Origin of the sequence: Alloscardovia omnicolens DSM 21503, from assembly GCF_000420505.1 — a bacterium.
Lineage (GTDB): Bacteria > Actinomycetota > Actinomycetes > Actinomycetales > Bifidobacteriaceae > Alloscardovia > Alloscardovia omnicolens.
The window spans coordinates 211,573-237,730 of sequence record NZ_ATVB01000001.1; the positions used below are offsets into that span (position 1 = coordinate 211,573).

24 protein-coding genes and 1 tRNA gene are annotated in these 26,158 nt (G+C 46.5%); 11 read left to right on the forward strand and 14 right to left on the reverse strand.

Translation table 11 applies throughout. The features are described from left to right. Positions 1–126 precede the first annotated feature (126 nt). From G464_RS0100955 to G464_RS09580, 3 genes are all read right to left on the reverse strand, one after another. Entirely contained in the window at positions 127–918 is a 792-nt protein-coding gene (locus G464_RS0100955) for an isoprenyl transferase (RefSeq protein ID WP_021618117.1), read from the reverse strand. Next, complete coding sequence (gene recO / locus G464_RS0100960) at positions 915–1,673, reverse strand: DNA repair protein RecO (protein WP_022856386.1); 759 nt, start codon at positions 1,671–1,673, stop codon at positions 915–917. The genes G464_RS0100955 and recO overlap by 4 nt, the downstream gene beginning before the upstream one ends. An 80-nt stretch (positions 1,674–1,753) precedes the next feature. Further along, positions 1,754–2,881 carry a DivIVA domain-containing protein gene (locus tag G464_RS09580; RefSeq protein ID WP_022856387.1) on the reverse strand — a complete coding sequence of 376 codons (1,128 nt, stop codon included), beginning with the start codon at positions 2,879–2,881 and terminating at the stop codon, positions 1,754–1,756. Between the two features lie 107 nt (positions 2,882–2,988). Between G464_RS09580 and G464_RS0100970 the strand changes: the two genes are divergently transcribed. Beyond that, positions 2,989–3,062 (forward strand) — tRNA-Val (locus tag G464_RS0100970). Between the two features lie 164 nt (positions 3,063–3,226). After that, on the forward strand, positions 3,227–4,129 hold the full coding sequence (locus G464_RS09585) for a GIY-YIG nuclease family protein (RefSeq protein ID WP_022856388.1): 903 nt from the start codon (positions 3,227–3,229) through the stop codon (positions 4,127–4,129). An 87-nt stretch (positions 4,130–4,216) separates the two neighbouring features. On the opposite strand, the gene G464_RS0100980 is transcribed toward G464_RS09585, so the two are convergent. The 3 genes from G464_RS0100980 to G464_RS08400 form a co-directional block, all read right to left on the reverse strand. Further along, entirely contained in the window at positions 4,217–5,308 is a 1,092-nt protein-coding gene (locus G464_RS0100980; RefSeq protein WP_022856389.1) for an alpha/beta hydrolase, read from the reverse strand. 148 nt (positions 5,309–5,456) lie between these two features. Next, a complete protein-coding gene (locus G464_RS0100985) occupies positions 5,457–5,870 on the reverse strand; it encodes a DUF3052 domain-containing protein (protein ID WP_022856390.1) in 414 nt (137 codons plus the stop codon). 64 nt (positions 5,871–5,934) lie between these two features. Continuing rightward, the gene (locus tag G464_RS08400; RefSeq protein ID WP_230957703.1) at positions 5,935–7,014 is read right to left on the reverse strand and encodes a S16 family serine protease; all 1,080 of its coding nucleotides are present in this window, start codon (positions 7,012–7,014) and stop codon (positions 5,935–5,937) included. 429 nt (positions 7,015–7,443) lie between these two features. Between G464_RS08400 and G464_RS0100995 the strand changes: the two genes are divergently transcribed. After that, complete coding sequence (locus G464_RS0100995; RefSeq protein WP_022856392.1) at positions 7,444–8,997, forward strand: zinc-dependent metalloprotease; 1,554 nt, start codon at positions 7,444–7,446, stop codon at positions 8,995–8,997. On the opposite strand, the gene G464_RS08405 is transcribed toward G464_RS0100995, so the two are convergent. Next, entirely contained in the window at positions 8,994–10,547 is a 1,554-nt protein-coding gene (locus G464_RS08405; RefSeq protein ID WP_080651109.1) for an ATP-dependent helicase, read from the reverse strand. The two genes, G464_RS0100995 and G464_RS08405, sit on opposite strands and share 4 nt — an antisense overlap. Positions 10,548–10,595: 48 nt before the next feature. Between G464_RS08405 and G464_RS0101005 the strand changes: the two genes are divergently transcribed. Next, positions 10,596–12,245, forward strand: a complete 1,650-nt coding sequence (locus G464_RS0101005; RefSeq protein ID WP_026472502.1) for a phosphotransferase — start codon at positions 10,596–10,598, stop codon at positions 12,243–12,245. 38 nt (positions 12,246–12,283) lie between these two features. Continuing rightward, positions 12,284–12,508 (forward strand): DUF3107 domain-containing protein, encoded by a 225-nt coding sequence (locus tag G464_RS0101010; protein WP_021618104.1) that lies wholly within the window; start codon positions 12,284–12,286, stop codon positions 12,506–12,508. A 1,526-nt stretch (positions 12,509–14,034) separates the two neighbouring features. Here the strand turns inward: G464_RS0101010 and G464_RS0101020 are convergent. Next, a complete protein-coding gene (locus tag G464_RS0101020) occupies positions 14,035–14,967 on the reverse strand; it encodes a PHP domain-containing protein (RefSeq protein WP_022856396.1) in 933 nt (310 codons plus the stop codon). A gap of 38 nt (positions 14,968–15,005) precedes the next feature. Here G464_RS0101020 and G464_RS0101025 point away from each other — a divergent pair, with 38 nt between their 5' ends. Together G464_RS0101025 and G464_RS0101030 are read left to right on the forward strand one after the other, a co-directional pair. Next, the gene (locus G464_RS0101025; protein WP_022856397.1) at positions 15,006–15,617 is read left to right on the forward strand and encodes a vitamin K epoxide reductase family protein; all 612 of its coding nucleotides are present in this window, start codon (positions 15,006–15,008) and stop codon (positions 15,615–15,617) included. 1 nt (position 15,618) lies between these two features. After that, positions 15,619–15,993, forward strand: coding sequence for an MmcQ/YjbR family DNA-binding protein (locus G464_RS0101030; RefSeq protein WP_022856398.1), 375 nt, complete (start codon positions 15,619–15,621; stop codon positions 15,991–15,993). On the opposite strand, the gene dapF is transcribed toward G464_RS0101030, so the two are convergent. Next, positions 15,983–16,933, reverse strand: a complete 951-nt coding sequence (gene dapF / locus G464_RS0101035; RefSeq protein ID WP_022856399.1) for a diaminopimelate epimerase — start codon at positions 16,931–16,933, stop codon at positions 15,983–15,985. The two genes, G464_RS0101030 and dapF, sit on opposite strands and share 11 nt — an antisense overlap. A 121-nt stretch (positions 16,934–17,054) precedes the next feature. Here dapF and G464_RS0101040 point away from each other — a divergent pair, with 121 nt between their 5' ends. Both G464_RS0101040 and murI read left to right on the forward strand, forming a co-directional pair. Next, the gene (locus tag G464_RS0101040; RefSeq protein ID WP_022856400.1) at positions 17,055–17,909 is read left to right on the forward strand and encodes a patatin-like phospholipase family protein; all 855 of its coding nucleotides are present in this window, start codon (positions 17,055–17,057) and stop codon (positions 17,907–17,909) included. Continuing rightward, positions 17,899–18,675: a glutamate racemase gene (gene murI / locus G464_RS0101045; protein ID WP_021618097.1), complete on the forward strand. Its 777-nt coding sequence runs from the start codon at positions 17,899–17,901 to the stop codon at positions 18,673–18,675. Before G464_RS0101040 ends, murI begins: the two co-directional genes overlap by 11 nt. On the opposite strand, the gene G464_RS0101050 is transcribed toward murI, so the two are convergent. Genes G464_RS0101050 through G464_RS0101060 form a run of 3 tightly spaced genes read right to left on the reverse strand, consistent with a single transcriptional unit; the run spans position 18,667 to position 20,196 of the window. Continuing rightward, the gene (locus G464_RS0101050; RefSeq protein WP_022856401.1) at positions 18,667–19,287 is read right to left on the reverse strand and encodes a GNAT family N-acetyltransferase; all 621 of its coding nucleotides are present in this window, start codon (positions 19,285–19,287) and stop codon (positions 18,667–18,669) included. The genes murI and G464_RS0101050 overlap by 9 nt on opposite strands. Further along, positions 19,280–19,666, reverse strand: a complete 387-nt coding sequence (locus G464_RS0101055) for a DUF488 domain-containing protein (protein WP_022856402.1) — start codon at positions 19,664–19,666, stop codon at positions 19,280–19,282. The genes G464_RS0101050 and G464_RS0101055 overlap by 8 nt, the downstream gene beginning before the upstream one ends. Positions 19,667–19,689: 23 nt before the next feature. Continuing rightward, entirely contained in the window at positions 19,690–20,196 is a 507-nt protein-coding gene (locus tag G464_RS0101060; protein WP_021618095.1) for a hypothetical protein, read from the reverse strand. 270 nt (positions 20,197–20,466) lie between these two features. Here G464_RS0101060 and G464_RS0101065 point away from each other — a divergent pair, with 270 nt between their 5' ends. After that, positions 20,467–21,786 carry an O-acetylhomoserine aminocarboxypropyltransferase/cysteine synthase family protein gene (locus G464_RS0101065; protein ID WP_022856403.1) on the forward strand — a complete coding sequence of 440 codons (1,320 nt, stop codon included), beginning with the start codon at positions 20,467–20,469 and terminating at the stop codon, positions 21,784–21,786. A gap of 683 nt (positions 21,787–22,469) precedes the next feature. On the opposite strand, the gene G464_RS0101070 is transcribed toward G464_RS0101065, so the two are convergent. Beyond that, entirely contained in the window at positions 22,470–23,636 is a 1,167-nt protein-coding gene (locus G464_RS0101070; protein WP_022856404.1) for a trans-sulfuration enzyme family protein, read from the reverse strand. Positions 23,637–23,762: 126 nt separating this feature from the next. Here G464_RS0101070 and G464_RS0101075 point away from each other — a divergent pair, with 126 nt between their 5' ends. Continuing rightward, the gene (locus G464_RS0101075; protein ID WP_021618089.1) at positions 23,763–24,158 is read left to right on the forward strand and encodes a DUF1304 domain-containing protein; all 396 of its coding nucleotides are present in this window, start codon (positions 23,763–23,765) and stop codon (positions 24,156–24,158) included. Between the two features lie 35 nt (positions 24,159–24,193). On the opposite strand, the gene G464_RS0101080 is transcribed toward G464_RS0101075, so the two are convergent. Continuing rightward, positions 24,194–25,543 carry an MFS transporter gene (locus G464_RS0101080; RefSeq protein WP_022856405.1) on the reverse strand — a complete coding sequence of 450 codons (1,350 nt, stop codon included), beginning with the start codon at positions 25,541–25,543 and terminating at the stop codon, positions 24,194–24,196. Positions 25,544–26,158 lie beyond the last annotated feature (615 nt).

Consider the following 26,158-nt stretch of genomic DNA (forward strand, 5'->3'; position numbering starts at 1 on the left):
GCTCCTTATTTTTAAGCGTACTCATACGGCTTATGAGCACTTTTCTTCATGCCAAACTTTACTGTGCAAAGCGGACGAGAGCTATGTAAACGAAACGTTTCGTTTTATCCTTCGTTTTTCTTCGTCTTATTTCTTGACGCCGCCAAAACGACGGTCACGACCTGCAAACTTTTGGATAGATCGCCACAGCACTTCACGAGAGCAGTCTGGGAAAAGTTCAGGAATAAAATCAAGCTCAGCATATGCTGCCTGCCACGGCAAGAAATTACTGGTGCGCTGCTCTCCTGACGTGCGAATAACCAAGTCGCAGTCTGGAACATCTGGCAAATACAGATGCTCGGAAATCATTTTTTCGGTTACTTTATGACCTTTGATTTTACTTTCTGCTACTTCACGCGCTATGGCTGCAGCAGCGTCCGCGATTTCCGCTCGTCCTCCGTAGTTAATGCAGAAAATAACATCGATAACCGTATTATTTTTTGTTTTTTCTTGAGCAATTTCTAGCTCTTTAATAACAGATTTCCACAGCTTTGGTCTGCGTCCGCTCCAGCGCACACGCACTCCCCACTCATTCATTTGAGCAACTCGACGATGAATAATATCGCGAGAAAAGCCCATAAGGAAGCTCACTTCTTGAGGAGAACGCTTCCAATTTTCCGTAGAAAAAGTATACAGACTCAGATAGCGCACGCCTGCTTCGATAGCACCAGCGATAATATCGAAAACCACAGGTTCTGCAGCTTGATGCCCGTTTGTGCGGATAAGACCTCGTTCTTGAGCCCAACGGCCATTACCATCCATAATCACGCCCACATGACGAGGAACGGCGCCTTGAGGGAAAGAAGGGATGATCTCTGGGTGCGAAAAAGGTGCCGAAGGAATATCCAACGACGTGTAATCTACATTTTCAAAACTCATAGCACGGATTTTACCAATTGGAGGGAGCGAACGGGTCTTTCAATGTAGTATTGCAACCATTCCTCAACAATTCCCCCAATTGCGGGGTTGAGAGCAGCTTTATCTTGACGGCTCTCATCAAGTAAATCCCATCGACCTTTTAGCAATGCAAAAAGTTGCACACGCATGTCGTAACTTATCTCCTGAGCATCCATAAAACGGTCGGTAGAGCAAGTAATTCCGCCAGCTGATACAGAAAAATAGTTAAGATCAGTTTGACGACCACATACAGCGCAACGGTCTAAACGAGGAGCCCATCCGCCCGTAGAAAGTAGTCTGAGTAGAAAAGAATTTTCAATCACGTCTGCGCTATGTTCTCCGCGTGCAAGAGAAGCTAAAGCGCTCACGAGGAGCGTGTAGTATGGCTGAACATCCTGCGGCATCATCTGCTCAGCAGCGTCAAGAAGTTTATCGACGGATTCGACCATAACATTGGCTGCTACGTAAGACTCATACGAAGCAGCCAGCGTAGAACCATAGGCAGCAACTGATTCGACCTGGTTAATATGTTGCAGTTCTCCCCTGCCTTCGTAGATAAGAAAACTATTGCGTGAAAAAGGTTCTAAACGCCCGCCAAAGCGAGAACGCGTGCGACGCACACCCTTAGCTACTGCACGAATTTTACCGTGAGAGCGTGTTAACACGGTGATGATTCTATCTGCTTCGCCCAGCTTAACTGTGCGTAAAACAACGCCTTCATCGGTATAACTTGGCATGCTCACCTCCTTACGCTCACATCGTACTAAAAAATATCAGCGCCCATCCAAAGATGAGCGCTGAGCATATATGCAAACCTTTACTCTTCAGACTTAGCTATAGGAGTATCGTCAAGCTTAGGCATGTGGAACTGAACAGATTGAATAGAACCAGCATCCATCAAACCGCTGTAATCTACGCCACTATCTGCAGCTGTTGAGCCGCGTTCAGGCTTGGTTACAGGTGCAAAGCTTGCAGGAGCATCTTCGAAAATCTTTTCTTCTTCTTGACTAATAGAATCGAAGCTGGCGCTTTCGGTGTCTTCTGTTCGTGCCGGTTCCGAGGTTGAGTGCAACTTACTGAGCACGGATGCAACGTCAGTTGTGCTCAATGTAGAGCCATCACTGTTATCCATAACACTCGTTACAGCAGGGTCAGCTTGAACTTCGGTAGCTGCTTCGGTAGCTGCGGACTGCTCGCTTACCGACTGTTCGGAGCGTGATGCAGGCGTGAAGTAGTCAGGAATAAGAGGCTGAACAAAAGAAGTTTCACTGTTGAGTAATTCCGTCGAATCAGGTAAATCTGGCTCAGCGCTGTTCATACGCTCGGTTGACTCGATATGAGAAAGAACTTCGATAGCTCGGTTGAGGTACGCGTCTACTTCCCCCTCGTTATATCCTGAATGACCGGTGCGCTGCGTAAAGAGAGTGCTTGCAACCTGACGTGAGGAAAAATCTTCATAATCAGTGGAGCGCTGATTATTTTCGCTTGACAAAACGCCAAGAGATAGCTTGTTGTTGAGATACTGCGTGAGAGAGAAAACAAAATTATCTACTTGTTTTACATCATACGCTGGGGTAAAAGCACGAGCACGGGAGAATAGTTTGCGCTTCTCGCGCTGAGCACGTGGAATAAGGCTGAGAGCAAGCTGCTCAGTCTGAGCTCGCCACTCTGCTATACCTTCATGCGCGATAGTCCATGCAGCTAACTTATCTACTACAGCGTCTTCTAAACGACGAAGTGCATTATCTACTGCTTCAATATCGTAACCATTTCTCTCAAGATCGAAACATTGCTTTTGAATATCGACCTGTGTCATATTTGGCTCAGACTCTTCATACAAGTTACGTGTAGATTCAAGGAACTCGTCTACTTGACTTACACTATAGCCCCACTCGTTTTTGGGTGCGCGCTCAACGCCGTGAGGCTTCTCTTGGATTCGTGCCATGAGGTACTCCTTATTCATAACTACATTCAAGGATACAACAGCATATGCCAAGTGAAACACGCCGATGTTTGCACAAGTCAGAATACTCTGGTAACTTATTCCAAGTCGGGCGATTAGCTCAGTTGGCTAGAGCGCCACGTTTACACCGTGGATGTCAGGGGTTCGAGTCCCTTATCGCCCACCGAATTAGACCTCATGATTCTTTGAGGAATCATGAGATTTTTTGTTTTGCATTGTAGCGTCCGCAGTTCTGTCGTTTTAGAACCTTTAAGCCCCCCCCCTTAAGAAAATGATAGTGAATCTGCTAATGCAGGGAACGATGGGTTCCCTCGGAAGGAGTCAAAGATGTCCAACAATACTCTAGATTCAAAAGTTCGCAGACAAGTCGCAGATGAATTAGGTCATTATGTGTATGCTCTCATTGATCCGCGAACTTCTATTCCTTTTTATGTGGGAAAAGGACGTGGAGAAAGGTTCGCGTCTCACGGCTATGAAGCATATTATTACTCCGAGCAAGATGATAATAATAACACCGGAGCCAAAGTCACGAAAATTAATGAAATTCGCAAGGCGGGATTAGAACCGGAGATTTGGATTATCAGACACGGTATGAAGTCAGACACTGAGTACACTGCAGTTGAAGCTGCGTGCATTGATCTATTTCAAACCTTTCCTGTACTGCCTACAACAGAAGATGCAAACAGATTCCCAAATCAGCATATAGAACAATTGACCAATGCGCGCAAGGAAGCTAGCCGGGGTCATGGAATTATGAGACTGTCTGACTTAGTTGAAGAAATGGCTGCCCCTGTTTTGGACACAACGAGACCTCTTTTAACAATCACTCTTGGCGGGTGGACTGATACACCTGAGGGTGAGGATATGCCAGGCGGAGTAAAACGCTACGGTTATGGATACAAGCATGAATGGCTTCCAAGCGAAGAACGCAAGAAGCATTACTATGATATCGCTCTTTCTGCAAGTGGCTGGTGGAAAATTAACCCGAGCGAGGAGCAAAAGAGAAATATCGAATACGCTGTTGCTATTCATCGAGGTGTAACACGCGCATTGTTGAGAATTATTCCTGGCTCCTGGGTTTATAACGAAACGTTCAAAAGATCAGCTTTCAAATTCGAAGTGGTCGAAGATGGGGAAGTATTTGAAGAAACCGTCGGCGAATTCGGGCACAGAGAGCCACCGCGTAAAAAAGGTACTCAGAGCCTGTACTACTGGCCTCGACGGTCTTAAGCTTCTATATAGAAACCTAACCCTGAATTGCCTTCTGATTCGTTTACGAGAATCAGAAGGCAATTCATATGTTCAGAAGTTAAGCTCTTATTCCCCCAGCACTCGACGCATAAAAACGTCCATCTTATCGAGGGAAATCTGGGAACGTTCATACGTTGCCAATCCAATAACTGAAACATGACCAAGCTTGCCCCATTGCTTGACATCAGCATCGTCGAGCTCATAATCAACGCCTAATTTTTCCAAACGTTCAGCTAAATCAACGTTCTCGTCGTGAAGAAAATCATCGCTCGATGTATTAATAAATACAGGAGGAAGCGGCGCTGCAACCAATAAATCTGTAGTGTTATCGTAACCGACAAACTTATCGTGTACACTTTCGAAAACTTCTGGGCAAATACTTTGCAACATACCCGCATAACTGTGCGGATCAAAATGTTCTTTAAGGTTGTAAATGCCGCAAACGAGGAGAAGCCCTCTAATATTTAGTCCTGCCTGAGGAACGCCTGTTTGAGCGCTCATAGCCTGACTATTTTCAATCTGTGTGCTGTGCAAAGCCATACAAGCGCCTGCTGAGTCGCCGGTGAGGAACAGTTTATCTATATCTGCGCCGTAATTTGCACCGTGCTCAAGAACCCATGAATATGCGTGCGATAAATCGGTAAGAATATCTACAAAAGTCCATCGCGGTCCTGGACGGTAACTTGGCACAACCACAACATAACCGCGGTGAGCTAAGTGCATAGCGAAACTACGGTTAAGTTCACGGGTACCGTAAACGAAGCCGCCGCCATGATCATCGATAACAACAGGATATAGCTTTCCCTCACCCGCATCTGCAGGCGCGAAAACATCTAAATAATGGGCACGCTGATTATCATCTTGATAAGCAATTGCAAGATGAGCAGTCACATCGCGCGGTAAATCCCACGCAAGAATGCGAGGATAATCGGTTCTCGAACTCATCAGACGCATAATCCATGCGGTCATGCGAGCGCGCATAGATACTGGTGAAGAAATCTGTGCGGCTGTACTACCCCACAGATCTTCGTCCATATAGCTCCACAGTTTACCCGCTTTGCGCCAGCTTTCGAGAGCACGTGCCTGCTCTACGATAGCGTAAGCATTGCTGTTATCAGATGTTCCTGGTCCGTTCAAACTTGATGATGTATTGCTCATTGAATGCTCCTTTGCACATACAGTATTGTGCTTATAGTAAGGGGCACTCCTCGACATGAGAAACATCATGACAGAGGCATTCAAACAGGTACTGTTTGAACAATACCTCGTTTTAGCTCCTGATGAACGTTGCTATATAGACTCAGGTTTAGCGGCCGCGACCGAAAGCACGTAAACGGATACCGTTCCAATCAGGTGCCACAGTCTCTGGTGTGGATGCGTTCATACCTGCAGTTTTTGCTGCATTCTGTAAGGTATTTGGACCGATAGCATCTGGGCGACCTGGCTTAGGAATCAAAACCCAAAATGGGGCACCAGCGTTCAACATTTCGCTGGCATCCATAATGGTATCTGCGAGTTCATCCTCATCATCGCCATCGCGCCACCAGAGGATAACACCATCTACGCCGGCATCGTACTCTTCATCGACGAGTTCCTCGCCGAGGTATTCTTCCAATGCTGCTCGTAGGTTTTCATCTACGTCGTCGTCCCACTGCCATTCCTGAACTACGTCCCCTGGCTGGAATCCGAACTCTTGTGCTTCATTTCCTGTATTAGACACAGTTTGAGCATAACAAAATGCACGGAAAAAGCACGAGCAACTCCTACTTATCCGTGCGAATTGCTTATTTCACAGCGCAGGTCTTCAACCCCACCGTATCTCCTGCCCCAATAGCAACAACGGCTTTATACGCCTGATCAATAGTCGAGACAGCATATACCTTCAAACCGTCCGGAATATGACCCACCACTTCATCACAGTTGCTCTCAGGTGCAATGAAATACGAAGCACCATCGCGCTGAGCACCCACCATTTTGAGCTGAATGCCGCCAATTGCCCCAATCGTGCCATCTTTCTCGATAGTTCCCGTGCCCGCAATGTTTTTACCGCCGGCTTCATCAGTAGCCGTCAAAGATGTAATAATTCCCAAAGTATAAATCATGCCTGCAGAGGGTCCGCCCACGTTATCAATGTTGAGCTTCACCTTTGCTTTCGACACGTCTACGCCTAAATATTTGTGCGCGTACTGCAAGCCAATCTTAGACGCAACGTCTTGCGCACCCGTCATCTCCTGCGTACCCTCTTTAACATAATCTTCTGCTGTCGTATCTACCGAGTAGACGGCCTCTTGAGGCATAACTGCCATATGTGGATGGAACCAGGCAAAAATCGCCGCAGCCGTCGGAACTGTATAGCCAGGAACTCCTGTTGCCGACACGGTAACCAAACGCAACTGTCCCTTATCTTTGTACGTGCGCACGCCTGAAATTGAAATCATGCGCGTTTTCAAGTCTTTGGAGACACGCCCATACACATTTGCTGTTGGACCAGGCACTTCAATAACAAACGGACTCGGAGCAAAAAGAAGGGCTGCAATAATGAAAACCAAAAATACTGTAGCAAGACCGCGACGATGAGCACGCTTTGATTCTTGCGTTTTTCGCATATGAGAAGGGACGAGCATGATGTTAGGAACAACGCCGTTAGATTGTTCTGAAGTAAATTGTTCTGAAGAACCCTCCTGCACCTCCAGCGAATCCGCACGCATCTCCGCGCCAGCTTCCCCTTTGTAGTCGTTTGGTACACTAACTCCCCCACTATACTCGTAGGATGAAGCAACCCCATGCTCAGAAGATACTTCCCCCTTATACTCCGAAGGTGAAAATTTCTCAGAGGACTGATTTTCATTATGCATTTGGTTCATGCCTTTCATAATATTGAGGCAAAAGGATTTTTGAAGACTAATACATACGAGGATATAGGAAGGACGATGTATAGAAAAGAACAACCATGCAGAAGATAGCGCGAGTAAAACTTGTACGCTTCGTTACGAGATAAAAGTTCGGCTATGATTACCTTCGACGCACTCAGTAATCTCAATAATACTTTCACTCAGCGATACTCTTACTCAGTAACACTGTTACTATCGGTGAGCACTTGATTGACCAGCTACGCACAAGTTGAAATGAGCTATCTGACCGCACAATAGAACAGAGCCACATTACCTCTTCAAACACACCGGTACCCCACCAAATATCTGACTATCTCCCCCCCCCCAAAAAAAACAGAACACTCCCCAGACCCCAAAACCCAAACACCAAAAACAACCCCAAACACAGCAAGGACAAAACACATGGACGACGCCATGAACGAAGAAGAATTACACGCATGGATGCTTGAGTCATTCGGTCCTTTCGAAGGCGAAATGGCATGGCAACAGTTCCACGAACTTCCTGAATATATGCGTGAACAGTTTCTCCAGCAAGGCAAACGAGGTCTGCCTAATCCTCACGAAGTGCAATCACTTATGCAGGCTTTTACAGAAAGCGGTATGAATAGTTTCACAGACATCAAAAACACTCTTGATGCCGGCCCAATTAATCGTCGTTTAGCCAAGAATTTAGCTCAGCAACGTGCACGCGAAGGTGAACAGGTTACGCAGATTACCGCTGCTATGGCTCAAAAAGTGCGCATGGCTGCCTCAGAAACGAATTTGTGGCTCGATTCCGTCACTTCGCTAAACCCAACTACTGAAGCTATAAGCGTGTATACCCGCAACGAGTGGGTTGAAGCAACATTGCCTGCTTGGATTGATTTTGCCACACCTGTGGCGACGGCAATGAATACCGCTTTATCCACTATTTTTGAAGAGCGTTTCGGTTCGGAGGGAATGGACGGAGAGGTTGCCGGTTTATTTGCTGGACCGGTTAATATTCCTCTGCCTGATGAGCTTAAAGATCCAGGCAAGCTGATGAGTGTTTTAGGTAACACGTCTTACGCCATGCAGTTCGGTTCTGCTGCAGGCTCGCTGTCTCGTGAAGTGCGCGGAACCTTTGACCAAGTTATTGCTCTCACATCTAATCCTGCCGGCGGTATTGTGTTAGAAAACGTGCAAGAATACGCCAAGAATCTCGATCTGGACGAGTCTGAGGTATTGAGCTACCTCACCTTGGTAGAAAATACTCATGCTCGTTTATTTAACAGCGTGCCATGGCTTATGCCTCAGTTTAAGGCTTTGATTTCTAAGTATGCGCGGTCTATCAGCATTGATTTAGACGCTATGGAACAAGAGTTACGGGAAGCTCAGGCTATGAATCCTGAGTCTATTGCTGGTGCTGTTAATCTGAGCAAGGTGGGTATGAGCGATTCGCCAGAGCAACGCGAAGCACTGCAACGTTTGGAAACTCTGCTTGCTCTTGTTGAAGGCTGGGTTGATTGCATTGTTTGGCGCGCAGGTATTCCATATTTGCCGCATATTGAACAGTTGCGTGAGATGTTGCGTCGCGAGCGCGTAACTGGTGGAGTAGCTGCCCGCAGTTTTGAAGCTTTGGTTGGATTGCATTTACATCCGAAGAAAATGCGTGAAGCAAGTGATATGTGGGATACGTTAACACTGGCGGAAGGTGTTGATGGTCGTGATGCTCGTTGGCAGCATCCAGATACTCTTCCTGTTTTAGCCGATGACGTGATGCGTGAACTCAAGGATAGTTCGTCAGCTTCTCCTCTTGATGACGAGATAGAGACCATGAGTTCTGAGCTTTTTGGGCAAGAAAAGAATGATGAGGGCACAGATTCTTCGCCTTCTACTCATCCTGTAGGCACGGCTTCTTCTATTGATTGGGATAGTGAGCTGAGCCAACTGTTAGACGCGGAAAAACCTGAGGATGAAGACCCAGATAAAGACTAAGATTCCTTCTGTTTATTGTGTGCGTAACGAGCACGCCGTACAGCGTTATGTGCCTGCTGCACAAAGCGACTAACAGTACGAGCTGCTCCTTGCCCGCCAGCAAAAGGATGCTGAGCTACACATAAATAGACTTGATGAATTCCTCGTGTGAGCGCCACATAGAAAATGCGGCGCTCTTCTTCTATTTGATCGCTGTCTGTAGCAGACTGAGCATCAGGTAAGAAAGGCAAATTTCCTTCATGACAGTCAGGAATAAAAACTGTATGCCATTCCAAACCCTTAGCAGCATGAATAGTTGATATAGTCACCGCAGGTTCAGTAGACTTTCCAGTCATAATGGCATCGTCATTGTCGAGCTTAAGATTCACGTTAAGCCCCTGCTCGCGGCAAATATGTGCCATATCTCGAGCACGTGCGCGCGTTCTCGTCAAAATAGCCATATCTTCAATCTGCGTTCCTCGCGCTACATGCCATTGAATACGCGATGCAATACCGGCTAGCTCTTCTTCATCGCTGTTAAAACGTGCTACGTTCACGCGCGGACCAGGCTCATTCATTGTTTTTAGCTCAATATAATCATCGCTATCAGCACAGTCAGCGAGAACGGCATTCGCATAATCTACTATATTGGCGCTGGAGCGGTAATCCATATTCAAAGAAATATCTTGAGCAATAGGCGCAAATTCATTCGCAAAATTAAGCAGATAATAACTACTTGCTCCTACGTACGAGTAAATCGTCTGTGCTGGATCTCCTACTACGCAAATATCTCGGTTTTTTCCCAGCCATAAATCAAGTACCCGATGCTGCAGGGCAGACACATCCTGATACTCATCAATAGTTATGTGACGCATATTGAGACGAAAATCTTCTGCTAAATCCTCATACTCTTCAAAAATATGAGACAGCAGCAGTAAAGAATCATCGAAGTCAATCACATTATGACGCTGTTTTTCTTTCTCAAACTCTCGCGCAATCTCTACTATCTGACCTGGCTCAGCATCAAGCGGCAAACGATGATGTATAGCACTGACCACACGCTCATAATCTGCATATGGAATAAGGTTCACCTTCATCCACGATAACTCTTGCACAATAGAACGCACCTCTGCGCTCGTGTAATCATCGAAGTTCAACACATGAGACATAGCTTTATGCGCGTAGGAATCCATATCGCTGGAAATTTCTGGCGAATCACGATGAGCCAAAATAAGCCAAGCTCTACGCAGCTGCGAGTATGCGGCGGAATGGAAAGTGCTCGTGTGCACGTTATGAACGCCGAGGCTCGCTAAACGGTTTTTCATCTCACTTGCCGCTTTATTCGTATACGTAACGGCGAGCGTACACTGTGGATCCCACTGACCACTGGCACACGCATACGCAATACGACGAGTAATAGTACGAGTTTTGCCAGCACCTGCTCCAGCAATAATGCGCACAGGACCAGTCAGCGCTTGTACTGCGCGCTGCTGGTTCTCATCAAGACCATCGAGAATAGCTGAATAATCGGTGGTCATAGAACTGCTCGAAACTGTGCTAGAGGTGGTCATACACACCAATGGTACACAACTTATGTGCTGTGTATTATTCTTGACAGTGTGAGTCAACGTTCAGTATTTGAAATAGCAGCCCTTGCGTCCGCAGCCATGCCGGAGCTTTCAGTCGCTACTACGCGCGGTTCTGAGCAGTTCTTTATGAGCGGAGAGAAGAAAGATATTACCACCGCGGTTATTACCAGCGTCGAAGGCGTTGAATATGACGTCAGCGTGTCTTCAAGTGATGAAGGTAAAAGCATTCTCAAAGACCGCGCTAAAGCCGCGTATGTGCTATCTCATTCGAAAACTGCTGTTGGTTTGAGCTTTGCTTTAGAAAGTTATACTTTGTTTGTGCCGGGAGAAGGTGCAGATAGCTCAACAGGAACGAATGCTGTATACATAACGCCACATATTGATGGTGATGCTGTTGCATTGAAAAATCTCACCTCTGAACAGTGCGCTGCCGCTGGTACTGCTATTGCTGCTATTCACCGATTACGTGGCGGATTCCTGCACGCTGCAAAATACCGTTCTTATACTGCTGAAAGTATTCAAAAACAGTTAACAGGATGGATGCACAGCTTAGAGTCAGCAGGTCATATTCCTTCAGAAATTATTCATAACTGGAAAAATATTATTGCTACTGAAGGTTTATGGAACTTTACGTGCTGCCCTGTGCATGGAGGTTTCCATAACGGCGATTTGATTTTTATGTCTGACTCTGTGAACGCTCTTCGTCACTGGGAAAACATGCAGATTAGCGATCCTGCCCGCGATTTAGCATGGATTTACACACACTTGAATAAGGCTCACCGCGATTCCTTTATTGCAGCCTACAGCCGCGTTATGGGTAACCGCTTAGACAATATGATTTGGTTGCGTGCTGGTTTATGGACTCAGATGGAACAAGTGGGCGAATATATGCGCGCTTTGACTCAGGCGGATACAGCGAAAATCCTTGCCTTTAAGTCTCAAGTAAATTCTTTGGCTCATCAGATTGCTCGTAATAATCCAAAGCGTCAACCTATTGAGAAGAAAACAACGCTGACCGTGGGCGATTTATTAGAAAATCCTCAAGCAGCGCAAGGCAAAGCAGAAACTCGCGTTAAGGGTGGAGCATCACGAAAACCTGCAGGTCAGACTCGTTTTATAGCTGATTCTGGTATGCGTTCAGGCGATATTGCTCAAGCACCTCAGCGCGCAGAAATGAGTTCTGATTCAACCGATAACGCAGTGAATCTACATGCTTCTCAATCTCAAGCTGCTCCCCTACCTCCGCAGTCTGCTGCTCAATCTCCACGTAAAAACTGGAACGTTACCCCAAGACAATCGGAAAACTTTAGCTATTCTTCAGACAATCAGCATCGCATCAACGCGCAAGACGTGGCAGATAGTTTAGAAGCTCCCGTTGTATCGAATGTTTCTCCAGAAGTAGAAGAACATTTAAATAGCGCAACGATTGCTATGCAATCTCAGTCCGCCGCTGCCGCAGCTCAGCATGCTCAGGAAGGTTTAACATATACTTCCCAACGTAGCTATATGGCTGTGAATTCTATGGGATTCGTTATGGATAGTTCGCACTCAACGAACGTCAACGACGAGGAGGACGACAGCGGCTCTGGCGAGTCTGAAATTATTCAGGACGATATTGAGACGACGGTCTTCGCTGCCCAAGAAAATACGGATGGCGACTCTGATCAGCAGGTAGACTAAGGGATTATTAAAAGTATTACGGCTATTAAAGGAGAAATATGCTGGTAGAAATTGGTGTACAGAACGTAGCTAAGGCTTTGACTTTCCAAAGCAATGAATCTGCTGACGAAGTAAACGCTCAGGTTGAAGCAGCAGTGAACAATAACACTACTTTGAAGTTAACTGATGAAAAAGGTCGCACTTACGTTGTTCCACGCGAAAATCTTGCTTATGTGGTTGTGGGTTCTGAAGCTTCTCACCCAGTAGGTTTCGGCGCTCTGTAAAGAAGGCTTATAAGTGGGCATTCTTTTAAAGAATCACACAGTTGATTGTTTATGGGAATGCCCGCTTTAGTATTCTCTGCGATGGATTCGAGGTGCATCAGGGGTTTTGCGTGTAAGTGGCTGAAAACAGAAGGCGAGGTATGTTGGCTCTTGAGTGAGCAGTTCGTGAATCGTGGCTCGCTATAGCACTCTACGATTCGCTTATTATCGAAGACTGAAATTATCTCGAAATAGACGTGAGCATTGTCAGCGCTAGCGACTTTCAGGGACACATGAGAGCTGATATCATATGAAAAAGGAATGATGCGTGCTGGGTCTTGCCCCGAGGCATTTGCCTTGTTATTCATCGTTGTGACAAAACTCAGCTTCAGCTTCTAGCGGGGTGCGACATCCGAGATTCTCGTGGAGCTGTGAATCATTCCACAACGACCCCATGGGGATGTCACTTTTTCAACCTCAATAACATTATTCCCGTGAACGGGAGAACAAGTTCTTTCTTATACGGATTCATTAGGTTATTAAGACAAAACTAAGCCAATGTTTAAAAATAGCAAACACACCAATCCTTTTGGATTTACACGTCTACGAGTATATAATTCGCTTACAAAATGGACTGGGAGTGCTCGGTCGGCGGTAGGAGCTCAACCCCCTACCGCTTCTTCTTTATTCCGGATAGATTTTGATCTCATAACCCCTCGTATTTTCTCTCGTGAGCCACGGCGAATTTTCGGTTTCAAAATCTGGTATGACCTATCCATGCTGTTAGGATGTAGATATTTATTGCCAATTGGTCGAGCTATTAAATCAGCAAATTGTAGACCTGCAAGGTTTGCTTTCTTGTCTGCACAGTGGAATTTAATGGTCCTTCGGTTTTTAGCGGGGTTTGTAGGTTGCAGGTGTGTGACTAGCGGCTGTTCGGCACAATCAGGCTTCACACTGCGTTAAAATCGGGGGGCTATTGTTCTGACGCATTCTGCTTACCCGATTCATACACCTGTTATGCTAGTTTTAATGGGCAAAAATGGCTTCAAAACTGGCATATCGGTTGCGCGTATCGACTTTACTCACGAATAGGGTTATTCATGCATGAAGACAAAAGAAAATGCGCCAAAACACATTCACACTGCAGCGATGTCTTAACACTTGACAGCCGGAGGAATCAACTGGAACCTACTGGGCAACATCTTCTGCTCAACACCGCTAAAAACAGAAGAGCCAATTTAAGCATTCCTTTTATGCCATCTAGTCCAGAGGAGTTGATGATATTATCAAACTCAGTACGGAGTAGCGCGTTTTCCTTTTCACCTCGTGCTTCAAAGACTATAGGAATTGTTTTCTCTTTTGTTCTTTGTCTTGCATATCATAGAAGGCGCATTCAATACCGTATTGAACGGCTAAGGCATATACGTTTCGCGTATGTCTTACTGAAAACCGTGCAATCTCTCGCATCAACACAAAAGCCCCATAATCCCCAGCAGATTCAACAACCGTCCAGCTACCGCGTCACCAGCGAAGACAGAACACAACTACTGAATCACGCGAATACGTCCTCTCCGAATAATTTCACGAACGGTATCGTCATCGGTCAAGTTCTCGCCAAGAAGATTTGGTTTACCGGCACCATGCCAATCAGATCCACCAGTTGTGAGCAAATCTAAGCGATCCGCCAACCTCAACAAGCGCTCTTGCTGTTCTGGTGGATTATCCCGATGGAAAACCTCCAAACCGTCCAAACCGCAGTCACGAACAAAGAACTCTATGTCGGCATCTGTCAGCAAATTCTTATTGCGCGTAGGCGCAGCACAATGCGCAAGAACCACAACACCACCAGCATTTTTCAATGCTGTAACTACCTGCGAAACGCGGGGAGATAAAACTGGAATATAGTATGGGCTCTTCGCAGAAATCACACCATTAAAAGCATCCGTTCGTGTTTCATAAACACCAGCAGCAACCAGTGCGTCAGCAATATGCGGTCGACCAATCGTTGTTGCATCTCCCCCATGCACTTGTTCCAAAACGAGATTCCATGAAATCGGATAATCTTTCTCCAAGGCTTCAACCATCTGCCGTGCGCGCTGAGTACGACGTTCACGCATTTCTGCATACAAATCCAACACGTTATGATCTTCGCAGTCATATAAATATGCCAAAACATGCACACTGACTCGTCCATGGTCGTGTTGAGCAGTAATTTCAGTACCCCGAATAAGAGGAAAATGAAGATTTAAAGCTACCTGCTTAGCCTCACCCCATCCGGCTATAGTATCGTGATCACTAATTGCAACGCCATGGAGACCTTTCTCATAAGCCATGCGAATAAGCTGCGTAGGCGAATAGGTGCCGTCAGAAAAAACCGTATGACAATGCAAGTCCCAGCCACTACTCGCTGGCTTGTGCCCATCATTGTGTTCAGCGTTGTGCTCAGCGTTGTGCTCAAGATTGTGTGAACCCGTCATAGTTCCATCGTAAACTGAGCCATAAAGAAAGGCATAATATGAAACTCACTGGTTGGCGTCATACCACATCGTGGACATATCTGGTCATGCTTATTGCTTCAGCTTCAGCTCTCCTCGTTTCCTTCGTGCTGAGCGCGGAAACACTGCAATTGGCACGTCATCCCGGCGCTGCTTTAGCCTGCGATGTTAATTCAGTTATCTCTTGTTCAACTGTTGCTAATTCCTGGCAATCAGAGTTTATTCGCGTTGGAGCTTTGAGCTTTCCGAACGCCTTCTTTGGTATTGCTGCCGAATCGGTCTTCGTTACCGTGGCAGTTATGGGCTTAGTTCGCATCACTTTCCCTCGCTGGTTTGCTGTGGCTGCATGGGCGGGAAATCTGTTAGCTGTTCTCTACGCTGTATGGCTGTTTACCCAGTCTGTGTTTGTTATTCAGGCATTATGCCCATTGTGCTTAGGTCTGCTAGCTTCAAGCTTGCTGCAGTTTATGGCAGCCTCGCATGCAACTTTTGCTGTTCAAGAGATACCTCGCAAGAATAAGGCTGTGCACATGTATTATCATCTGAATATTGATTTGCTTGTTGATCTGCTTATTTTTGCGCTTTTCGCAGGCATTATTTTCGTCAAGTATGGCGCTGCTTTGTTGGGATAAGATGATGGCTCGTTTTACCTCGTCACGCGCAGTACTTGATTTTGTGCGCGATTATTATGATTGCATCGTTGATTATCCGTGGGCTTCACACCCAAGTTTTGCGGTTATTCGTCACGCTGATACAAAAACATGGTTTGGCTTAGCTATGACTCTTTCAGAGCATACCTTGGGTATTAGTGATAGCGAGAACATGATTGATGTGCTCAATCTCAAGGCGTCACCTTTTGATGTTGATTTCTTTCAATCACAGCCAGGTTTTGCTCCTGCTTATCATATGAATAAAACGCATTGGATTTCTGTGATTTTAGATGGAACTGTTCCCGATGAGCAGATTGAAAGCATGATTGCTACCAGCGCTGCTCTTACTACGCGTTAAACAGTTCCACCTGTCCAACCAGCACAGCATCACCGGTGAGTAACACACGCTCAACTTCAACTTCAACAAGTAAAGTTCCCCCCGGAACGCTAATACGCCAGTTGTTCACTCCTGTACGCTCGCTGAGCACCACTCCAGTTGCACACAGACCAGTACCGCAAGAAAGCGTTTCTCCTGCTCCCCGCTCATTAACTCGCATGGTTGCCAGACCAGCATTTTCTTGTGCATTCACATCATCAATACGCACAAACTCAGCATTTTGACCAGCAGGCAATTCAGGTTCAACTCGCGGAGTAATTGTTAAATCAAGCTCAGACACATCCGGCATGGTCTGCACAGGAATAGATAACGGCATTCCCACAGACAGCGTAGTTAAATCAAGCTGCTGCCCCACAACCGTTACCACATGAGGATTTCCCATATCCACGAAAGTTCCCATCCCCTGTGCATTATTGGCAGGAACCTTCACCATATATTCCTCACGCATGCCCATACGCCACGGCCCCATATCAATACGGAACACATGCGTACCCAAACCATCCACAGCTCCTAAGAAAGTAATATATTTAATCCCTGCACGGGTAGCCAAAGCAAAAGGCTCATCTTCACTCGCCTGAGTCAATCCAACATGCATAGCAAGCGCTGCAGTTACGCGAGCACCATTACCACACATCTCTGCTAACGAACCATCTGCATTACGGTAGTCCATAAACCAATGTGCTCCTGCATCGTGAAAAGTCTGAGCCTGCTCAGCGCTCACATCAGACACATGTTCAGGAGGAGTTAAACGGATAATGCCATCTCCACCCAACCCAAAATGGCGGTCGTCAAGAAAACGTACTTCTTCAGGGGTCGGCTCGTATTCGCCGTGCTCATCGAACCAAATAACGAAATCATTGCCTGTGCCATGTGCTTTAAGAACTGTGCGAGGAAAAGTCATACTCACTATATTAGCGGGCAATGTGTCAAGAAAATTATGAAGCTCTGCTCGCTACCGCAGTTTTGCGCGAGTTATGCTACGAGCTCTACGCACGTCATACGAGGGACTAAACTAAAAGATTATGGTTACGGGAATTATTGATGTAGGCGGCGGTTACCGCGATATTTTTGGAGCAGGCGTGCTCGATGGTCTGCTCAAAGCTGAACAGCAGTTTGATCGCTGTTACGGTATTTCTGCTGGCAGTGGAAATCTCACCTCGTTTTTAGCCGGTCAGTATAAGCGCAACTATCGCTTCTATATGGAGTATGCTTTCCGTCATCGTTACGCTTCGATGCGCAATCTGCTCACGACCCGCAATTTTGTTGGTTTAGATTATGCTTACGGCACGCTATCGAATAGCGATGGCGAATATCCGCTCAATTACGAGGCTTTTGCTGCTAACCCTGCCGAGTTTACCGTGGTAGCAAGTAATGCGCTTACTGGTCAGCCGGAATATTTTAGTAAAGAGCATATGCATCAGGATGATTATTCCATTATTATGGCATCTTCCTGCGTGCCCGTTGCTAACGAGCCTATGCAGATTGATGACGTTCCCTTTTATGACGGCGGTATTACTGATCCGATTCCTGTGCAGAGAGCTTTTGACGATGGTTGCGACCATGTTGTTTTGATTACCACTCATCCTGATGATTTTGTGCGCGATCCTCATAAAGATGCGGCTCCTGCGCGCGTTCTACAACGCTCGTATCCGCAAGCTGCGCAGGCTTTACGCAACCGCGCGAAAGTGTATAATGATGAGATGACTGTGGCTCGTCAGTATGCTGCTGAAGGTCGGCTTCTTATTGTATGCCCTGATGATACGTATGGTTTAGATACGTTGAGCAAAACACGTCAAGGACTGCTCGATATGTACAATGACGGTGTGGGAAAAGCACAGAAGATTGTGGAATTTTTGGCAGGTTCGTATGACGAGTAATGCTCCTATTGGTATTTTCGATTCAGGTTTAGGCGGTATTTCTGTGGCTAAAGAAATTCACGCTCTGCTCCCCCACGAAAACATTATTTTCTACGGTGATTCTGCACATGCCCCGTATGGTGTGCGTTCGACTGAAGATGTGCAAAAACTAAGTATGAATGTGGCTAATACGCTTATAGAACAAGGCGCAAAAGCCATTGTTATTGCGTGTAATACGGCTACAAGTGCTGCTGCTGAATTAATGCGTTCATCCTATTCCATTCCTATTATCGGCATGGAACCAGCTCTTAAATTAGCATGTGATTTAGGGGCTGGTCAGCCTCAGCACGTGATTGTTACTGCAACAGAACTTACTCTGCGTGAGAAGAAATTTGCTGCGTTAATGGAGCGTTTTGCTCAGACGCATACTATTGAAAAACAGCCTTGCCCTGAGCTGGTGGATATTATTGAAAACGGTTATTTTGAAGATGCTGATCGCGTAAATGCTACGCTTCACCACTATCTCGATGCTTATCCATTAGACAGCGTTAATTCTATTGTGCTTGGTTGCACACATTTTACGTATTACCGCGATTATTTCCGCGCTCTTGTGCCCCAGCATGTGCGCATTGTGGATGGCAATGAAGGCACAGCACGGCATGTTCGCGATGTGTTGGCTGAGCGCGATGAGCTGGCAAGCAATAATAATGAAGGTACTATTATCCTGCTCAACTCATCGGATGATCCGCGCATGATGGAGTTATCGAATTATTTTTGGTCACTGTAATTTTTTCTTGAGCAGAAAATCTACCTGTTCATCCTCTCCTACAGCAAAAATATGCTCGCTAAAGCGCTCGTATCCCCAATTTTTATAGAATTCTTGGGCAGCGAAATTGTATTGCCATACGCCTAGCCACAGCCAATCAACTTTCTCTTCGCGAGCAAAATCAACAGCTTTGCTCATAAGGAAACTTCCTAAACCGCGACGTTTGAAACGAGGCATTACGTATAAACGCTGAACTTCAATACTGTCTTGCGGAATCTTCGGGTTGCTCTCGCTAAAAGCGCCTGGACGATTCAGCTTCATAAAAGCAGCTATTTCACCGCTGGCTGTATCGATAAGCGCAGTGTGTACGCTATGGTTGTCAGCTAGCTCGCTCTGCGTGTTCTCAAGAGTATACGTCTGCGCAATATAGTCATCGTTATCGCGCGGCGTAGACGTGAGCAAAAAGGTATCTTCAAAGGTAAGCGCTTCAACCCATTGCAAAGCCTGTGCATCTTTTAGCTCTAGAGTGCTGTATTCTAAACCGTCTAAATTTGGCTTTTTATGTTGTGCGTTGCCTGAATGTTTTGGTCTGGTAGGAATTGTAGCAATAGTAAAACCTTGTGAGTTAAGCACCGTGTTTTTCGCGCGGTGTGGTCTGCTCAATCAGATAGTTGCGCAGTACGTGGGCATGATTAATCACAAGGTCTTTTGCGCCAAAAACAAGAGTAATGCGCGAATCAGCGTGCTCGTGCATAAGTGTGAGCAAGCGCTCAACAGCAGGATTATTGTCGAGTTCTGCACGATACCGAGCTGCGAATTCACTGTAGCGAGCGCGGTCATGATTCCACCATGTGCGCAGCTGAGGTGAAGGAGCTATATCTTTTAACCATTCATCCAGCTGCGCTTTAGTTTTCGAAACGCCACGCGGCCAGAGACGATCTACCAAAATGCGGTAGCCATCAATCTCAGGAATAGCAGGAGCGTAAGCGCGTTTTAAAGCAATATCGGTCATACTTCTAAGCTAGCGCGCGGCGTCTATTTTAATGCGCTTAACCAGCGTTCAATCATATCGCTGTGATTTTGCTTAATCACAAAATACGAGCCGCGGATTGTTCCTGCAAGTTTTGAGCGTTGACGAGCAAATTTAAAACGGTCAACTAACTCGGCTGGCACATCCATACCGTCCGAAAGTTTTAAGCCAACAGCGCGCTTACCGCCTTCAGCTAAGGTATATAAAACGTTAAGTCCTAAACCGTTCTCATAGAAGCCCCACGTCCACAGTACGTCATCCTCACCCACGGTTACCAGATGCTGAGCCACTTCAAGCGGACGAGCAGAAATAACGAGGTCTTTCTCTTGAGTACATAACTGAGCAATATCGTTGAGAACTTCTTGGCGCTCATCTGCCGGATGCGTTTCGAAATTAATTGCGAACTTATTATGCACGTAGCGTGCTTCGTTAGCGCGCAAACCTGTTAAAGCTTCAGCAACTGGGGAGCTTTCCAGGCCTCCTAGCGAAGCGTTTTTAAAATCAATAACCATGTAACTTCCCTTAGAACTGCCTATAGATGTGTAGCTGGCTTAGCTACTTTTAGTCGCTTGCAGCAGGCTTTGCTGGCTGCGGCTTACCTATAACTGGCGCACCTATACTTAACCTTGTTTATTTTGCCGCAGAACACGCACAATACCGCATAATTTCAATCTTTTCAAACGCTGTATAAATAAACGCTATAGCCACACCCTTACCCAGCAAAACAGTGAACTCTAAGATGAAAAATTGTACATATATTTCGTGAAGAAAGAGAGACAACAATGAGCGCACACGAGTGTTCCAGCTACGATACTCAACGACTCCATGCTGGTTATAATCCCTTCGACCACATGGGATCTATTCAAGTTCCTGTGTATCAAGCTGCAGCATTCGCTATGCCAAGCGCTCAAGCCGGTCGCGATATAGCAGAAGGACGTCAACCTGGCTTCACGTATTCACGCGTGGGCAATCCTACTGTGGATGTGCTCGAAAAGCGTTTAACCGCTTTAGATGGCGGTGTTGGGGCTGCATGTGTAGGCTCTGGCATGGCTGCGATTTCCGACACTTTACTGTGTGTAGCTGAGGGTGGCGGACGTATTGTGGCTCATCATGATATTTATGGCGCAACCTTGGATGTGCTGGTGAGCTTCTTACCTAAGTTTGGTATTCATGTTGATTTTGCGGACGATATTAACGACCCAGAACAGTTACGTGCCGCTATTCAGCCAGATACAAAGGCAATTTATGTGGAGAGTGTGACGAATCCGCGCACGATTATTACGAATTTGGAGCTTGTGGCCAGCGTTGCTCATGAGGCGGGAGTGCCGCTGATTGTAGACAATACCTTCCCTACCTCCTATTTAATTCAGCCTTTGAAGCATGGTGCAGATATTGTGGTGTATTCGTCTACCAAGGCGATTAATGGTCACGCGAATGCGGTTTCGGGTGCGATTGTGGATGGTGGTAGTTTTGATTGGGTCGCTCGTGCAGACAAGTTCCCGCAGTTTAGCGAACCTGAGTTCACACTGTACAATGATCAGCTCGATCATGTTCCTAGTGTAGTGGAGGCTTTCGGATCGCGCGCGTTTATTGAACGAGTGAAGATTAAATATGTGCGTTTGCTTGGTGCCGTGCTTGGACCGCAGGAGGCCTATTTAGAGATTATTGGATTGGAAACGATTGCTGAACGTTTGACGAAGCAAGTTTCGAACACGCGCGAAATCGTGGCGTATTTGAATACGAATCCGCATGTGGCGCGCGTGAATTATTCTGATCAGGCAGGCAGCGCGCAGGAAGCATTGGTGAAGAAGTACTTCCCTCACGGCATTGGTTCGATTTTCTCTTTCGAGTTAGAAGGCGATGAGGAGAAGGTTAACCACGTTATTGACGCAACGCACATATTTTCGTATGTGCCTAATGTGGGTGATGTGCGCAGTTTGATTGTGAATCCTGCTCGCACCACGCATCGCGAGATTCCTTTTGAGTTCTGGGAGAAAGATGGGTTAAATCCTCAGCTGATTCGTTTGAGCGTTGGCTTAGAAAGCGCTGAAGATTTGATTGCTGACCTTGACCAGGCGATTCGTAGCGCTTACGCGGATTAAGTGTTATTGAGCCGCGAACGGGGGTGAAGACTTTCCATCTTCACCCCCGTTCGTTGTAGTTTGTAGCAAACGATTACACGAATGTACGTGGAACTTGAGGGTGTCAGGTTTTTGTGTAGGTGGTAGGTTGCCCTATGGTGAGTTATTTTCAAGTCTTGAGGCTGGTCGCAATGAGGTTGTGCTTGACCTAAACTATTTTTGGTTCTCTATATGTATGTCGTGTACACCATAACCGTTCGTCTTTCTCGTGCAGTACACACAACCATGAGGGGTATCGCTCTTATTTAAGAGCGATACATGGCAACACACTGCTCCCAGTGAAGCCGCGTTGAACGTGTCATGTCTGGGAGCATACGAATCCGCTAAAACCTCAGAAATTAACCTCGCTCATCAAGCACCACACACAGGTACGGCTTGCTGAAAGACCGTGCCTGCGAACCAAATCCAACAAAACCTGACATCCTAGTGAGACTCGACCTTAAACATGTGGAGCAGATCAATCCGAGTGTTGTGAGTTATGACACGTCGAACCCGTCATAACTCACAACGGTCAGAATATTCAACTCAAATCTAGCAAAAGCAATAGCACGTACAACAAGGTAGTGCACTACGCGCTGCATCAGCACATTGGTACGCGCACAGTCAGGAACTTGTAAAATCAAGCTTTTTAAGCATGAGTCGAGCTACCGCAACGCCGCATGAATTGCCTGATCTAAATCAGCAATCAAATCGCGCACGTCTTCAATACCAATGCTTAAGCGCACCAGACCATCAGTAATGCCATGCTTTAAACGTTCTTCACGAGGCAGCTCGAAATGAGTCATGCGACATGGAAGCTCCGCCAACGATTCCACCGCCCCCAGCGACACCGCAACCGTAAAAAGCTGCAATGAGTCGAGCATTTTCTCCGCATCCACCCGATCGTCAAATTCGAAGGAAAGTACCCCGCCAAAAGTGCACAATTGCGAGGAAGCCAAAGCATAATACGCATTCGATTCCAATCCCGGATAATTTACGTGAGTCACATACTCGTTACCCTCGAGCCACCTCGCCACATCCACAGCATTAGCCTGATGTCTCTCCATGCGCAACGCCAGCGTCTGAATCCCTCGACGTAGCAAATTCGAGTCCTGAGGAGACAACGCTCCGCCCACACGATTCAAAGCAAAGTAGAGTTTCTCGGTGAGCTCAGAACTCTTCGTCACCGCTACCCCAGCAGTCACATCGGAATGACCAGACAAATACTTGGTAGCAGAATGCAGCACAATATCCGCTCCCAAATCCAAAGGCTGCTGACCCAGCGGTGTCACAAAAGTATTGTCAATAATAACCAGCGCCCCATGCGCATGCGCTACACGAGCAACAACTGTTACGTCAGACATTTTAAGCAGCGGATTCGTGAGCACCTCAAAATACACAGCCCTCACGCGCTTGCCCTGCGAGAAAGCCGCGTCAAAAGCCTGCTCCAACGCTTCCTCACGGGTGGTATCTGCCTCGGAAAAGCTTAATCCCCAGTGTTCAAAATACTCATGAATAATCGAATACGTACCACCATAGATGTTGTCGCCTGTAATAATATGATCTCCCGGTTCAAAAATGGAGAACGCCGCGTGAATCGCCGCCAATCCCGAAGAGAAAGCAAAACCAGCGCTGCCGTGCTCCAGCAACGCCACCTGCTTTTCCACAGCTTCACGTGTAGGATTGCCCGAACGCGCGTAATCCCAGCGCGGATATTCGCTAGCTGTTTCGAAAGCGAAAGTCGAAGAATTGTAGATTGGTGGATTTACAGCGCGCGTTGAGTTATTGCCCACCGCCTGACCGTGAACGAGTTGAGTATTGAAATATGTCATGTATCCAAAGTATCAAGCCGAAACCGCCCGAAACAGCGTAAAACAGTAAAAACGCTCTGCTCGCTTATAGCCATTTTTTATCGCGCGTTCTTAGCCACGCAACTAGCGCCCGTATAATAAAATGTTATGAATATTTTATTGATTATTGGTTTAATTTTTGCTGCTCTTGCTGGCTTATTGCACGTGCTCATCGCCTACATGGAAATGTTTGCTTGGGAGGAACCATTAGCGCGCAAAACTTTCGGTGGCACTGCTGAGGAAGCTCGCCCTTTTACTTTCTTCGCATACAATCAGGGTCTGTATAACGGTTTCTTAGCTGCGGAAACTTTTGTTGGTATTGCGTTAACCGTGTGCGGATACACTGCTGTTGGTTCTGCTTTAATGATTGCGGGAACTGCTTCTATGTTGTGCGCTGCTCTCGGTTTAGTACTCAAAGACAGCTCGTATGCTCAAGCATCAGCCAAACAAGGAACTCTTCCGCTGCTAAGTTTGATTTTTATTATTATCGCTTTGCTCGTCTAATGCAAAGGGCTGGGAGAAATCCCAGCCCTTCTGTTTTACACGTCAATATTCGTCAGCATTGGTTTGAGCGTAGCGTCTTTAATCTGTTTTACGCCTGCGAAAGCAATAACCATCGCAATAAGCGCCAAAATTGCTACAGTGGCGAAGCCGCCGTGAGCACCGTACTGATCAATAAAATAGCCGGAAATAGAATTACCAATAGAACCGCCAATCGAGTTCATCGCACCCATAATTCCCACTGCTTCGGTAAAGCGTGCAGGCGGAACGAGGTGGAGCACAATCTGGTTACCATTAATCCACGTTGGTGACTGGCACACGCCAATAAGCAAGTAAATAATCATCACCACCCAAATGCTCTTCACAAAAATAAACGAGCTCAAGCCAAGCGCCACCACAACAATACAGAAGTAGAAGCGTTTCCACAGCGGGATAATCCATGACTTCGCGCCGTACAACGTAGCGCCTACCAGCGAGCTAAACGAGAAGCAAGCAAAGATAAAACCGGTCAGGCTTTGCACGTTCTGTTCTTTAGCAAAAGCCAAGATAGAAATACCTGACGCGCTCTGGAAAGCGCCTAGACCAAACCATGTGATGCAGATAGCAATAAAACCAAAGGAAAAGATGGACGCTTTCTTTCCTGCTACTTTCTGACCGCTGGCTGCCGCTACCCGTTGCGCTTCCTGCAGACGGAACTCTTTACGAGTTATACCTGCTTCGCGCGCTAAATCCGTTTGACTTGGCGGCTCGGCTGAGCGTACAGACAGAAACATGATAGCGCCAACCAGCACGAAAATACCGGTAGCAGAGAACGACAAGACACCAGAAGCGACGGCGAGGATGGATGAGAGCGGATTGCCAATCATCCACATGGCTTCATCCAAAATGGAAGAAAAGCCCATAGCTCGGTCAATTTTTTCTGAGCTGTTCTCTTTGTTCTTAAGCAGATACGTCCAGCGCGAACGGCTCATAGCACCCCACGGCGGAATACACGCCATAAAAGGCACGAGGCAGTACAGCAGCCATTGAGGTACGTGTAGTTCAATGCTTGTAATCAGCACCGTTGCAGCTATCATCCACACGGCAACGATTGGAATAGATACCTTCGTTTGCCCAAAACGATCGACAAGGCGACCGAAAATTGGTGTAAGGATGGCCAAAGAAATAGCTTGAACCGCGCTTAACGTGCCGGCCAGCGTGTAGCTGCCGTAAATACGCTGCACGGAAATAGTGATGCACATACCCACCATAGGAAATGGCATTGAGGCAACAACAGCGCCAATAGCATAGCGTGCAGTGCCTGGGATTGTGAGAAGTTCTCCGTAACCACCGAAAATGCGTTGGAAGATGGACTTTCCATACTTATTGCTGCTCGTCAACTGTGACATAAGGCAATCAGTGCCCTCTCTGTTTGTTGTGTCTCTATGTGGTTTTGGTTTTGTTGTGTTTGCGCGTTTTAGTTTTCTGGTCGCGCAGCATTACCTCGGTTTGTTGAGGTTTTGTTTTCTTTATTTTTGCTTTTTCTTGTTTCGCGTTGCGGCGCTGATTCGCTCTCGCCGCTCCCCTCTCGCGTTTCGTACACGCTCTCCGCCTTGGCCTGTCTTCTGTGCTGTACGTTGATTATCGTCGTGCTGTTTGCACTCTCTTTTCGTGTTTTCGCGCGTACACTACTTTAACGCGAACCGGGTGCTCTATATAAGTGCAACACGCTGAAAAAGGAGAAAAATTTAACGATATTTTCGAGATTTTTTGATTGTGTGGGAGCGTTGGGAAATATGGGGGTTAATCGGTTAAGGGGTGTGGGCTATCTCCGATAGCTATAAGACCTCGCTTACCAAAATGATTGATGCACCCAAAAACATGATGACAACAAACGAATTTCATTTAGAACAATACCTACTCAGGATCGAAAAATCTCTCAACCTCTGATACAATTCACGTTGTCTAGGATTACACCATTCTTGCTGTGAATTAGCTCTTACATCCTTTGATAAAATGGGAAG